Origin of the sequence: Chryseobacterium sp. ISL-6 (genome assembly GCF_018613715.1) — a bacterium.
Classification (GTDB): domain Bacteria; phylum Bacteroidota; class Bacteroidia; order Flavobacteriales; family Weeksellaceae; genus Chryseobacterium; species Chryseobacterium paludis.
In genome coordinates this window covers 34582-48572 of record NZ_JAGGPT010000001.1, presented here as the reverse complement: position 1 = coordinate 48572, position 13991 = coordinate 34582, and the positions used below count along the sequence as shown (strand labels likewise).

Sequence of the window (13991 nt, the reverse complement as noted above, 5' to 3'; positions counted from 1 at the left end):
GTCATAAGTATGTCCCTGGATAAAAATGTTTTAGACGAAATACTAAATGGTTTTGATAAGGAGGAACTTGCTCCTAAAACCTTATTAACGGAAGAAGGTAAAATGGCCCGTAAATTCTACTATCTTGAAAAAGGAGTAGCAAGAGGCTGGCTTAATAATGATGGTAAGGAAATTACTTTCCAGTTTTTATTTGAAGGTAACCTTATCTCATCATGGGAAAGTTTATTTTACAATTCACCAAGTATTTATAATATCGAAATGATAGAGCCTTCTGTTGTTTACAGTACTTCTATTGAAGAGTTCAGGCAAAAGATGGAGCTTAATCCGCATATTAAGGAATTCTATTACAGTTATTTGCAAGAGCGTCTGCTTAAATATCAGAAACTTTTTATTTCTCGGATAAAGGACAGTGCCGAAGAAAGATATGCCGAATTGCTTAAACAATCACCGGAAATTTTCCGCCGCGTTCCGCAATATTATATTGCATCCTATCTGGGGATAACCTCTGTTTCGTTGAGTAGGATAAGAGCAAAAAAGTAATATTGAAGCTCTGATTGTTTATATCGTAACTCCATGATTGTTCTTCACCTCAGCCATCACAAAAGTACTGTGGGTACTTCCTATGGAATCTACAGACCCTAATTTGTTGAATACAAAATCCTGGTAATGTTTCATATCCCTTACCTGAACTTTAAGCAGGAAATCGAAATCTCCTGAAATATTGTAGCATTCTGCTACTTCTTCAATTTGTACAATTTCTTTCACAAATTCATTTCCTACCGACCGATCGTGAATCTTTAATTTCACCTGACAAAAAACGGTAAAACCACGATTTAGTTTTTCAGCTTCCAAAACCGCAGCGTAATGTTTGATATAGCCTTCCTGCTCCAGTCTTTTTACCCGTTCAAAAACTGGTGATGGAGAAAGGTTTATTTCTTTGGCCAATTCTTTAACCGTCAGTTTAGCATTCTTTTGCAGGATTCTTAACAGTTGAAGATCCTTATCGTCGAGTCTTTCCACAGGATAATATTCTTTTTTCGATTGATTTTTTCAAATTTACAGAATAAATAACTTTAAAATTAAATTAAAACAAAATTTTATTCCTAATATTTAAAACAATACCAATAAAATTACTTTATTCAATACCTTTACACCCTATTTTGTTCTTTAACATACTTCATCAAACGGAAAAGGTTTTACTTAAAGTAAATTAATAGGGAATCGTGTGAAAATCACGAACTGTCGCGCAACTGTAAGTAACACACCAAAGGTTTTTGTCCTTGCAGATCCACTGCCAGAAGCGGGAAGGATGACAAAACTGTTACAAGTCAGGAGACCTGCCTTTTCCGAATTGACAATGCTTTCGCGGTTTGAAGCTTTTGGTCATACAGATGATACTTTTTGAACGTATTGGGTTGTTTAGACTTGGAATGGATATGAGTTTAAACGCAAAGATTTATTCTAAAGATTCCTTAGTTTTAAGGAGCAAAGAGATGCGACGCTGTCGCTGATGAAGCTTATGGATAAAACGCATGCTTCTTCAAAATCAATGAAATTGATTTCTCCTTTGCCTTCTTAAATAAGAAGAATTAGAAATAAACTTTGCGTTAAAAAAAATTATTTCAAAGTTACTCTCTAATCTCTTCCTTAAACAGGAAAATTACGTCCATATTGTATCTTCTCTATTGCTGAAAACTCTTTCCCGATCGTATTACGAAGCATTCTAAAAGAACTTTTAAAAACTAAAATTTAATTAAAAGTTTAAAAGAAAATGCAAACACACATCCTAGGTTACCCGCGAATTGGTAGCAACAGAGAACTCAAAAAAGCCTGCGAGCAATATTGGTCGGGCAAAACAACATTACAGGAACTTTTAGAGGTTGGAAAAACCATCAGAAAACAAAACTGGAAATTACAACAGGATGCCGGAATCGATCTTATTCCATCAAATGATTTTTCATTTTACGACCAAGTATTGGATATGACCCTGTCAGTTGGTGCTATTCCTGCGCGTTATCAGGACATTACTTCAAATGAGATTGATCTGTATTTTGCTATGGCAAGAGGCCATCAGAAAGAAGGTTTAGATATTACGGCGATGGAAATGACAAAATGGTTTGACACCAATTACCATTATATCGTTCCCGAATTTCAGAAAGATCAGCAATTCAGATTATTCTCCAATAAGATCGTCAATGAGTTTATTGAAGCTAAAGAAGCAGGGATCAGTGCAAAACCTGTTATCATTGGATTGGTTACGTATTTACTATTAGGAAAGGAAAAAGAAGATGGCTTTGACAAATTGGATTTAGCTCAGAACTTGCTTCCTGTTTATACTGAAATTTTAAAAGAGTTAGAAAATAATGGTGCTGAATGGATCCAGTTTGACGAGCCCTTTTTAGCTTTAGATCTTGATCAAAAAGCAAAAGAAGTTTACCAATCTGTTTATGTCCAGATCACAGAACAATTCCCGAATCTTAAATTCATCATTACCACCTATTTTGATGGACTAAAAGATAATCTTTCACTAGCAACTACGCTACCTATTGATGCTTTACACATCGACCTGGTACGCGCTCCGGAACAGTTGGATGAAGTTCTTACTGCCATTCCTGAAACGTTGATTCTATCATTGGGAGTTGTTGATGGAAGAAACATCTGGAAAAATGATTTCAACCATTCACTGGCTTTTATCAAGAAAGCCATAACCGCATTAGGTTCTGAAAGAGTTTTCATTGCTCCTTCATGCTCACTACTCCATTCTCCTTTCGATCTTGATCTGGAGAAAAATGAAAAGATATTATCTCCTGAAATCAAGCAATGGATGGCTTTTGCCAAACAGAAGGTTTCTGAAATTGTTACTTTGAAAAAACTAGCCTCAGAAAATCCAGATTACAGCACACTGCAACAATTGGCTGAAAATAAACAAGCCATTGAAAACCGTAAAGTTTCAACCTTAATTCATAATCAGGATGTGAAAAACCGCGTTGCGATAACTACAGAAAGTGATGCAAAGAGAAATAGTCCTTTTAATGTAAGAAAAGAAGCACAGCAGAATGCATTGGAGCTTCCTTTATTCCCAACGACAACGATCGGATCTTTCCCACAAACAAAAGAAGTAAGAAGCTGGAGAGCCCAATTCAAAAAAGGAGATCTGACGGCTCAGAAGTATGATCAATTGCTTAAAGAAGAAACCCAAAGAACCATCAACTGGCAGGAAGAAATAGGAATTGATGTGTTGGTTCATGGAGAATTTGAGCGTAACGATATGGTGGAATATTTTGGTGAACAACTGGCAGGATTTGCCTTTACTCAAAATGGATGGGTTCAGAGTTATGGAAGCCGTTGTGTAAAACCACCCGTCATTTATGGAGATGTTCACAGACCACAACCGATGACCGTTTATTGGTCACAATACGCTCAATCTTTAACGCAAAAATGGGTTAAAGGAATGTTGACAGGTCCTGTAACGATCCTTCAGTGGTCTTTTGTACGCGATGATCAGCCTCGTTCTACAACCTGTAAGCAGATTGCTTTGGCAATCCGTGACGAAGTAAACGATCTTGAAAAAGCAGGAATCAGAATTATCCAGATCGATGAACCTGCCATCAGAGAAGGTCTTCCTTTACGAAAAGCCGAATGGCAGAATTATTTGCAATGGGCCGTTGAAGCTTTCAGAATTTCTGCAAGCGGTGTTGAAGATGCTACGCAAATCCATACACACATGTGTTATTCTGAATTTAATGACATCATCCACAATATCGCTGATATGGATGCTGATGTAATCACAATAGAATGCTCAAGAAGCCAAATGGAATTACTGAATGCTTTTGCAGACTTTAAATACCCTAACGAGATCGGTCCGGGAGTTTATGACATTCACTCTCCAAGAGTTCCATCGAAAGAGGAAATGGTAGCATTACTAAAAAAAGCACAAGCCGTAATCCCGGCAGAACAACTTTGGGTAAATCCAGACTGTGGATTAAAAACCCGTCATTGGGATGAAACTGAAAAAGCATTGATCGCTATGGTAGCAGCTTCGAAAGAGGTCGCTGCAGCTTATGCGACTGAGAAAGTTTAATAGAGCTGATTATTATTTTTTATTGAGGCAGGAGTGAAAGCTCCTGCTTTTTTATTAGCTCCATCTTTCATATCTTAAGCTCCTTAATTAAAAAACACAAAAAAAATGGAAAACAAACAAAAAGCAATAGCACTTTTAAATGCTATTGAAACTCGGGTACATCTTGATCACATCAATGAGGCGAAGTATGTGCAACACAATCTGAATATTGCTGAAGGGCCCGCAGGCTTAGCCACCTTATTTTCTCAGCTTCCGATAGATACAACAAAGGTAAATATCATAAGAGCTTTTCAAGACGGTGATTATGCTTTCTGCCATGTAGATTACAACTTTTTTGGTCCAAAAACAGGCTTCGATATCTTCCGTTTCGAAGATGGAAAGGCTGTAGAACACTGGGATAATCTTCAGGAAACATCTGCTCCAAACCCAAGTGGACACACTATGACAGATGGTACAACGACGATTAAGGATTTAGAGAAAACAGAAGCTAACAAAACATTAGCAAGAGACTTTGTAGAAGATATTTTAGTACAGGGGAAAATGGAAAGATTAAACAGTTACATTGATGGTGAAAACTATACCCAGCACAACCCGCAAATAGGCGATGGCCTATCGGGATTGGGAAAGGCCATGGATCATATGGCTTCTCAAGGCATCACCATGCAATACGACACCATTCACTTAGTATTGGGTGAAGGTAATTTTGTGCTCACAACAAGCGAAGGTCATTTTGCCGGAAAACACACTTCTTTCTACGATTTATTCCGTATCGAAAACGGAAAAATTATCGAACATTGGGATACTATAGAAGAAATTCCATCAAAAGAAAATTGGAAAAATAACAATGGAAAGTTTTAAATGATTCCTTTTTTTGTAGTTCAAAGCCATTCTCTTGAGAATGGCTTTGGTATTAAAAACTAATACACTTATTAATTACATTATTAATGTTATCGCTATAGAATGAAACTTCAAAGAAGTGACAGCAGCTTATGCTAAAGAAAGTTTAATAGAGCTGATTATTATTTTTTATTGAGGCAGGAGTGAAAGCTCCTGTCTTTTTTTTACTTAAAGAAAGGTTTTTTACATTTATAATATTAAATTTGATCAAACTAAAACTATGGATAACAAACATATTATTGATTATTTAGATTATTATGTGAAAGCAGAGAATATAAACTTTGCAATTTTAATAAAAGGAAGTTGGGGATCCGGAAAAACTTTCTTTATAAAGAAGTTAATTGAGAAATGGTCAACTCCCAATATTGCTGATGATGATTTCATCGTATTAAGTCCCATATATATTTCTTTAAACGGATTGAATTCAAGAAAAGAAATTATCGATAAATTAAAAGAAAAGATTTCCCCATTTCTACATTCTAAGGGGGTTAAAGTTGCAACTGCAATCCTTAAAGGATTTATAAAGTCAACATTAAAAATAGATTTTGACTATAATAAAGATGAAAAAGTTGATAGCGCTTTAACTCTAAATTTTGATGTTATTTCAATTTTTAAGCAAGATAACGATAATATCAAAGGTAATAGAGTAATAATATTTGATGATATTGAAAGATGCAAAATCCCAGTAGATGAGATTTATGGTTTTATCAACGATTTTGTGGAACATTCAAAATGTAAGATAATTTTAATATCAGATGAAGAAAAAATCATAGAAAAAGATAAATTGGAAAAACCAAAATATTCCTATTTAACCTTTAAAGAAAAAGTAATAGGAAAGACTTTTGAAGTTTCTCCAAATACAGATGCAGCAATACAATATTTTATTGATCAAATTGGATCTCCTGATATAAAAAATCTATTAATTAAGTATAAAGACTTAATCTTAAAAATATTTGTTACCTCCGAGAAACAAAATTTAAGAGTTCTTCAGAGAGCCATATTTGACTTCGAAAGACTAATAAACTTGACTGATCCAACTTTAAAAAAGCATCTAGAAAATTTCGAATATTTATTTAAGAATTTTTTAGCTTATTTTTTAATTTTTTATCTAGAATATAACACTGGAAATTTAGATATTAATAATTTTCAACAAATATTTATTTCTGAAGGAAAAGGAAATCTCCAAAACTATGAAGAAGCAATTAAGTCTGATAATTTACTTCATTCAACTAAATTATTTTCGTCTTCTGAATTAGTTAATTATATAGCGAATGGAGTTTATGAAAAAATTGTTAATGAAATTAATCATTCTATTATATATAATCCATCTGAAGAAAAAAACTGGGAAAAATTATGGTATTGGAAATATCTAGAGGATGAAGAATTTATAGAAATCTTACCTAAAGTTGAAAAAGATTTTTTTGAAAGTGAAGATTTAAATTTTCCAGAAATCCTTCATATCTCTGGAATATTATTTAGTCTAGTCGACAATAATCTTTATAATAAAAGTAAAGCAGAAGTGCTCACTCGAGCAAAAAATTTAATCTCTAATATAAAAAACCTTCATGAAATCATCCATCTCAATTCAATTCTTCATGGAACATTAAAAAAATCTTATGCATCTGAAAATACCGAAGAATTTAAAGAACTCATTTTACATTTTAAAAATTGTATATTAAGCCAACAAAAACAGATATCTGAAAACTACGTAAGTGATATTATTTATAATATTAATGAAAAAACGATTGATGACTTATACACTGTTTTTAAACAGTATGATAATTTCAGCAGAAAAATTTATGAAAATACACCAATATTCAAAAATATAGATTCTGAAAAATTTTCAGAAATAATAATAAACTTAAAAAATAAAGATATTTTTGAGTTAAAAGAATATTTTGTTTATAGATATTATCCTGAAAACTATTCTACAAGAATAGTTGAAGATTTTCAAAAAGAAGAAATCAATTTTTTAAAAGGACTTAAAGACAATTTAATTATAAAAAAGAAAAATTTTTTAGATAAAAAATTGAAATTACAGATGATTGAGAATTTAATCACTGAAATTAACAAGATAATCTTAAAACTAGAATAAAAAAAGAACAAATATTAGTAAAAAACTTAAAAACGATAAACTATGGAAACCAAAGAATTAAGATCTTCCAATATCGAAATGTTTAATTTAAAAAAATTAGATAAAAAGTATAAATTTTACTACGATGAAACCAACAATATTAGAAGATATTATTTAAAAGAAGATTCATTTAATGAATCTATTAAAACAAATTTCATTTTAGGTGGTATTGTTTTAGAAAATGATGAAAATATAGACACACAGTCTTTATTTTCCAATTTTAAACTTCAACACAATGTCAAGGAAGTCAAATTAAAACATATTGCCAAAGGAGATTTTTTAAATTGTCTAAAATCAAATCATCTTTCTTCGGTTTTTGAATTTTTAAAACAAAACAATATAGCTATTCATTATTCATCTTTGAATTTTTTGTATTTTTCAATAGTTGATATCATTGACTCACTATTGATAGCATCAAAGGCAGATGATTTAATACCCTACAATAGGCTATTAAAAAATAATCTCTATATATGTGTTAAAAAAAACATAACTAAATTTATATCTGTTTTTTTTAATTACGACTATCCTAATTTAAAAGAAAATAAAGTTATATTTTTTCTTGATGAGTTAATTAAAATTTATGAACTAGAACCACCAAGTTTAGAAAATGGAATTATTTTAATGCTATTAAAGAATAGTAAAGAAACAAAGAATTTATATTTTATAATGGATGAAAAAAATCATGAATTAATCACTGATTTTCAAACATTTTATCTACGAACAATTTATCTGTTTATTAACTCTGAACATCTTTTTGATAATGAAGTGACTATTGAAGAATTATTAAATCAATTAAATCTGACTTACGATAACAAAAAAATTGAAAATTATAAATTTATTGACTCAACAAACAATCAATTAATTCAACTATCAGATATATTAATAGGTTTTATTGGAAAGTTATATAACTATATCAATGACACTTCTATCAACAAAATAAAATTAGACATAAAGGAATTTAGTGAAATTCAAATTTCTACATTGCAATCTTTCTATGATCTACTTTCCTTTTCAGAAAATAAAAACAAAGCTTTTATATATCAAACCGTGAGTAATGATGAACTTATAAAAATTAAATTCTTAGAAGACTCAATCATCCCATTTTAATAGATATGTTAATAATATATCTATTACATAATAAAAAAGCATTCAGATAGATGTTTTTTTGTTTGTATGTTTAAATAAACTACCGCTAAAACTATTCGCCTTTTAATCTTTTAACTTCTTCTTTTAACAAGCCAATATATTCCTGCAAATTTTTAATAATTTCTATAGCTAAATCATTAGTAATATTTACTGTATGATTACCAAAAACATTTCCATTAACTGAAGAACCCGGGCTATCATTAAATACCGGATTTTCGATAATGACTTTACCTTCATCCTCTTCATAGATCTCCTCAACCGGCACTTCAAGAAAATTAGCAATCTTATCCCATTCCTCATGTATTATTTTCACATCTCCGCCTTCCTTTCTACAGTAATTGGATACATCGGTAGCAATTACATCAGCAATTTGCTGTTGAGTATATCCTTTTTTCTTCCTTAGAACACGTAATTTTTCTTTTTGCATAATCTGCTTTTTTACAAATATAAAAAAAATAAGACTTTGTTTCCTTAAATGCCTCTAAGTCATATTTAAAAACAATTTATTCCCAATTGTATTTTATCATTTTATAGTACAAAAGGAGATCAAATAAATTAATATTGAACAAGTTATGCTTTTTAAATTTTAATTGCCTAATTTTGCACCCCGAAATAAGGATTCATATGATGACTTCTTCACTAACAGTATTACACAAATAAATGCTGACGAAGATAGCAATTAGATAGAACCTTAAAAATCAGTAAATATTTAGTTATGAAAAGAGTTGGTGAACACAGAAAGCTTCTTGGGGTTGATAAAACAGTTACTTTAAAAGAGTTAAAGACGATTTATAGAAATACGATGAAAGATTCACATCCTGATAAATTCATCAATGACGAAGCCGGGAAACTGGAAGCAGAAGAAAAAAGCAAATCTGTGATCGAAGCTTACCATTTTTTGGTGAGTATCAACCCGGAAACACAGGAAAAATACAAAGAAGAATATACGGAAACGATTACAAAATCTATTATTCAGGATTTCTATTTTGAAAAGCAGATTTTAAAAGTTCAACATTTGAATGGCAAAATGTATGAATATATTGGGGTTCCAAGAAATACCTATATTAAAATGGTTAATGCTGATTCACCAAGCCGCTTTGCAAGAAGACACATCTATGGAAGTTTTATCTATAGAAAGTCTGGTGAAGTAATGGCAGATTAATCTTTTCTGTAAAAGATAATGAAGGCTTTCAGTTTGTTCTGGAAGCCTTTTTTGTTATGGAAAAAATGAGATCTTTAAGTTTTGGCTAAATTGTTTATGCTTATTGATAAGCGGGTTAAAACCTGCTCCTATTGATTGACTTTTTCTTTAGCAGATTGAGCAGATGACGCAGATTTTCATCTAGATTTCGACCCACTTTGTCATTCCGTAGGAATCTAAACTTATACCTCAAGTCATAAAACTATTCAATAAAGAATCCAAACAAAAAACCGTATCAAAAATTGATACGGTTTCTAGGTTAATTAAGGTTGTTATATTAATCTAAATGTTTCGGAGTGTATCCGTCTTCACTTAGTTCTTTATGTACATAATCAGCTTTCATTTCAGCATCGTAGTCAGTTTTCTTATGTTGACCCATTCTACGAAGAATTGAATCAAATAAAGAGTATACTACCGGTACGATAATCAAGGTAAGGAATAGAGACGATGTCAAACCACCGATAACTACCCACGCCAGACCTTTATTAAATTCAGCTCCTGCTCCACTAGCCAATGCAATTGGCAACATCCCGAAGATCATCGCGATTGTTGTCATAAGGATCGGACGAAGACGGGCATGGTTAGCCTGAACCAATGCATCGTGTGTATTTGATCCTGCTGCTTTTCTGGCATTCGTAAAGTCGACAATCAAGATCGCATTCTTTGCTACCAGACCAATCAACATGATCATCCCTAGCATCGTAAAGATGTTCAGTGAATTCGCAGTTAAGGCAAGGATTACCATTACCCCGATCATCGCCAATGGAATTGAGAACAATACCACAAACGGATAAACGAAACTGTCATACAATGAAACCATTACCAGGTAAACCAATACGATAGCCGCTAATAAAGCAATACCTAACGTACCGAAACCTTCCTGCTGGTTTTCCATATCACCACTCCAGATGTAATCTACCCCAATAGGTTTTTTATCGCTCTTCATGAATTGGTCTGCCCATTCATTGGCAACGTCACCCACTGGTCTACCTACTGCTTTTGCTCTTACTTTTACGGAAGGAGATTTATCTCTACGTTCAAGTAAGCTTGGTCCAGAACCCATTTTTACTTCTGCAAACTGGCTCAAACGAACCTGTTCTCCTTTAGGATTTGTAAACATTAGGTTTTTAACGTCATCGATAGACTGTCTGTTGGCATCTCCGAAACGGATATTAATATCATATTCATATTCTCCGGCTCTGAATTTCCCATCTGTATTTCCGTTAAATGCAGTCTGCATTGTTTGTCCTACACTTTGAAGATTCAAGCCTAAAGAAGCCATTTTATCTCTGTCGATGTTCACCTGAACTTCAGGGTTACCGGTATCTGTTGATAATTCAGCATCCACCGCTCCAGGAACTTTTTTCAAGAGTTCTAGAATTCTTGTAGCCTCTTTTACTGCTGTAGCATTATCCGGAGCTGTTACTACCATTTCGATCGGTGCATTTTCAGCTCCCAGGATACCAATTGGCGCAGTTTTAAACTCAACTCCTGTAAATTTCTCTTCTAAAGCTCTTTTTACTTTAGCCGCTTTGATGTTGGTACTTTCAGCACGCTCAGATTTATCGGTAAGGTTTACCTGAACTTCAGATTGGTAGGTTGTAGCCTGCGCTCCACCAAAACCTGTTGACTGCTGACCTACTGTTGTAATCAAATCAACAACATCTTTATCGTTTCTTAAATATTTCTCAACATCTAATGTTAACTGGTTGGTCTTTTCAACCGTTGCATCTTTTGACAATTCCATTTGAACCAAGAACTGACCACGGTCAATTGGAGGGAAGAATTCACCACCGATAAAACCAAATGCTACCAACATGAATGAAGAGATCAGAATAATAAAAGTGATCACCACTGTTGATATTCTTCTTAATGTTGATTTCAGACACCATTCAAGAATTCCAGTGATCCAGTGTGTGAATTTGTCAATCAACCCTTCAAACCAAAGAATGAATTTCTCGAACCAGTTTTTACCTGTTAAATGTTCCAGTTTACCAAATCTTGATGATAACCAAGGAATGATTGTAAATGAAGCCAACAATGATAATAAGGTGGCAATAACTACCGTGACGCAAAACTGCCCCAGGATATTTGCTACCAGACCTGAACTCATCGCAATCGGAAGGAATACCACCACAATTACCAATGTAATCGCCGCAACGGTAAATCCAATTTCCGAAGCTCCGTCATATGCAGCCCTGATCTTACTTTTACCCATCTCCATGTGACGGTAAATGTTTTCCAGTACCACGATCGCATCATCCACAAGGATACCCACCACAAGGGAAAGTCCAAGTAAACTCATCAAGTTCAAAGTATACCCCATCAGGTTCATTCCAATGAAAGCAGCAATTAATGAAGCCGGAATGGAAACCATTACAATGAAGGCATTTCTAATACTGTGAAGGAATAATAACATCACCACTGCCACAAGAATAATCGCTAAGAATAAGTCGAAAATTACGTGGTTGGCAGATTCAAGGGTAAAGTCTGTAGTATCATTTACTACTTTTACTTTTATTCCCTGAACTTTATAGGCTGCTTCTACTGTTGCAATCGTTTTCTGAACACTTTCAGATACGGCAACCGCATTGGCATCCGATTGTTTTTTAACCTGCATTAAGATCGTAGGAAACTGATTGAACCTTGCTACTTTTTCAACATCTTTCTGAGAGTCAAAAACCGTTGCAATATCAGATAAACGAACCTGAGCTCCATCTTTATTAGAAACCACAAGGTTGTTCATTTCCTGAGTTGACTTATATTTTCCTGATAATCTGATCGTAGATTTTGAAGTTCTCGTTTTCAAACTACCTGTAGGGAAATCTAAGTTTGATGAAAGAATAGCCTGTTGTACATCAGCAATGGAAAGTCCATAACCCTGCAATTTCTTCTCATCAAGGTTTACCTGAATTTCTCTTTCCTGTCCACCCACAAGATCAACTTGTGCCACACCATTTACCCGAGAGAAAATAGGTTCTATTTTTTTATCTAAAAGATCATAAAGCTCTTTATTGTTCAATTTATCAGATGAAATACTCATCGTGATAATTGGTAAATCATCCAAAGAGAATTTGTTCAGTGAAGGTGGATCTACATCATCCGGAAGATCTTTAAGAACTGCATTTACCTTACGCTGAGCATCATTCAAAGCATAATCTACATCCGCTCCATCGTTCAGCTGAACCATGATTACAGATAAACTTTCGTATGAAGAAGATTCTACTTTTTTTACGTTTTCCAAAGATCCAACGGCGTCCTCAATCTTCCGGGTAACGGAAGTTTCCACCTCTGCAGGAGAAGCTCCAGGATAGGTCGTAGAAATCGTTACCATATTGGTTTCGAACTTCGGAATCAATTCGTATCCCATGAGTGTATAACTCAGGATACCTCCCAATGTCAGAATTGTAAATAATACAATAACTAACGATGGTCTTTTAATCGATATTTCTGCTAACTTCATGGTCTACTACTTTACAATATTGATTTTTGACCCGTTATCCAAGTTGATCTGTCCACTGGTAATTACCTGTTGTCCATCAGTAAGACCAGATAAAACCTGTACTTTATCTCCGTATACTTTTCCAATCGTTACTTTGATCAGTTTGGCAGTTCCGTTTTGAACAACAAATAACTGACCTGAACTTACTCCATTTACGAATGCTTCTGAAGGAACAGTTAACATATTTTGAGTTTCAGCTCCGTGATTGGTTTTAAATATGGCTGTAGCATACATACCTGCTTTCAGTTGTCCGTTATTTTGAATCTCAATTTCAACCGGGAAATTTAAAGAAGCATCACTCTTAGGAGCAATAAATGTAATTCTTCCACTGAAAGAACCTTCTGGTAAAACGTTTACGTTAATTGGAACCTCCTGACCCAATTGAATTCTTCCAATCTGGCTTTCGTCCACTAATACAGAAAGTTTTAAGCTGTTGATATTAACAATTTCAAACATTGAATTTCCTATTGCAACAACACTTCCCGGTTCAACCATTTTTTTGTTAACGGTACCACTGATACCTGCACGGATGCTTGTATCATTTACTCTTACTCCCTGAGCTTTTACGGCAGCCTGCATATTTTTTAACTGTAATCTTGAGTTATCCAATTGTTGTTTAGTAACACCACCAGTCTTGTATGCATTTTCATAACGTTGGTTATCTATAATGGCATTTTGTAAGTTGTTCTGAGCCTGTGTTACATCAACTTCGATAGCATCTCTTTTAATAGTTGCTAAAGTCTGACCAGCAGAAACTCTTGAACCTTCTTTTACCAAAACACTCACGATACGTCCGGCAATTTCAGAAGCCTGATTCATTTCCTGCTTTGGTAAAAAAGTACCGTTAGCAGAATAATCTGTATCTATATTTTCTCTTTTTACAGTAACAACATTCACATTGATCTTGTCAACCTGTTTTGCAACTTCTTTAACTTCCTGCGTCTGTTTTTCCTTGTTTCCTGCAATCTTATATGCCGCTAAACCTATAAGTACGGCTGCTACGATGATATATATTAAAGTTTTTTTCATT

10 protein-coding genes and 1 riboswitch are annotated in these 13991 nt (G+C 33.5%); of the genes, 6 read left to right on the top strand and 4 right to left on the bottom strand.

Features of this window, described 5'->3' with window-relative positions:
- The first annotated feature begins 9 nt into the window (after positions 1-9).
- On the top strand, positions 10-540 hold the full coding sequence (locus J7E44_RS00185; RefSeq protein ID WP_214824169.1) for a Crp/Fnr family transcriptional regulator: 531 nt from the start codon (positions 10-12) through the stop codon (positions 538-540).
- A gap of 18 nt (positions 541-558) precedes the next feature.
- Here the strand turns inward: J7E44_RS00185 and J7E44_RS00180 are convergent, their stop codons facing one another.
- Positions 559-1020, bottom strand: coding sequence for an Lrp/AsnC family transcriptional regulator (locus J7E44_RS00180; protein WP_214824167.1), 462 nt, complete (start codon positions 1018-1020; stop codon positions 559-561).
- Positions 1021-1174: 154 nt separating this feature from the next.
- Positions 1175-1359, top strand: a riboswitch (cobalamin riboswitch).
- Positions 1360-1771: 412 nt separating this feature from the next.
- Here J7E44_RS00180 and metE point away from each other — a divergent pair.
- From metE to J7E44_RS00160, 4 genes are all read left to right on the top strand, one after another.
- Entirely contained in the window at positions 1772-4081 is a 2310-nt protein-coding gene (gene metE, locus J7E44_RS00175; protein ID WP_214824164.1) for a 5-methyltetrahydropteroyltriglutamate--homocysteine S-methyltransferase, read from the top strand.
- A 105-nt stretch (positions 4082-4186) separates the two neighbouring features.
- Positions 4187-4939 (top strand): nuclear transport factor 2 family protein, encoded by a 753-nt coding sequence (locus tag J7E44_RS00170; RefSeq protein ID WP_214824161.1) that lies wholly within the window; start codon positions 4187-4189, stop codon positions 4937-4939.
- A 259-nt stretch (positions 4940-5198) separates the two neighbouring features.
- Positions 5199-7073 (top strand): P-loop NTPase fold protein, encoded by a 1875-nt coding sequence (locus tag J7E44_RS00165; RefSeq protein WP_214824158.1) that lies wholly within the window; start codon positions 5199-5201, stop codon positions 7071-7073.
- Positions 7074-7115: 42 nt separating this feature from the next.
- Positions 7116-8219, top strand: coding sequence for a DUF3800 domain-containing protein (locus J7E44_RS00160; protein WP_214824156.1), 1104 nt, complete (start codon positions 7116-7118; stop codon positions 8217-8219).
- A 91-nt stretch (positions 8220-8310) separates the two neighbouring features.
- Here J7E44_RS00160 and J7E44_RS00155 read toward each other — a convergent pair whose 3' ends face one another.
- Positions 8311-8685 carry a helix-turn-helix transcriptional regulator gene (locus tag J7E44_RS00155; protein WP_214824153.1) on the bottom strand — a complete coding sequence of 125 codons (375 nt, stop codon included), beginning with the start codon at positions 8683-8685 and terminating at the stop codon, positions 8311-8313.
- Between the two features lie 288 nt (positions 8686-8973).
- Here J7E44_RS00155 and J7E44_RS00150 point away from each other — a divergent pair, with 288 nt between their 5' ends.
- Complete coding sequence (locus tag J7E44_RS00150; RefSeq protein WP_214824148.1) at positions 8974-9420, top strand: KTSC domain-containing protein; 447 nt, start codon at positions 8974-8976, stop codon at positions 9418-9420.
- Positions 9421-9736: 316 nt separating this feature from the next.
- On the opposite strand, the gene J7E44_RS00145 is transcribed toward J7E44_RS00150, so the two are convergent.
- Both J7E44_RS00145 and J7E44_RS00140 read right to left on the bottom strand, forming a co-directional pair.
- Entirely contained in the window at positions 9737-12922 is a 3186-nt protein-coding gene (locus J7E44_RS00145) for an efflux RND transporter permease subunit (RefSeq protein ID WP_214824146.1), read from the bottom strand.
- Positions 12923-12928: 6 nt separating this feature from the next.
- Entirely contained in the window at positions 12929-13990 is a 1062-nt protein-coding gene (locus J7E44_RS00140; RefSeq protein ID WP_214824143.1) for an efflux RND transporter periplasmic adaptor subunit, read from the bottom strand.
- Position 13991: the final 1 nt, after the last annotated feature.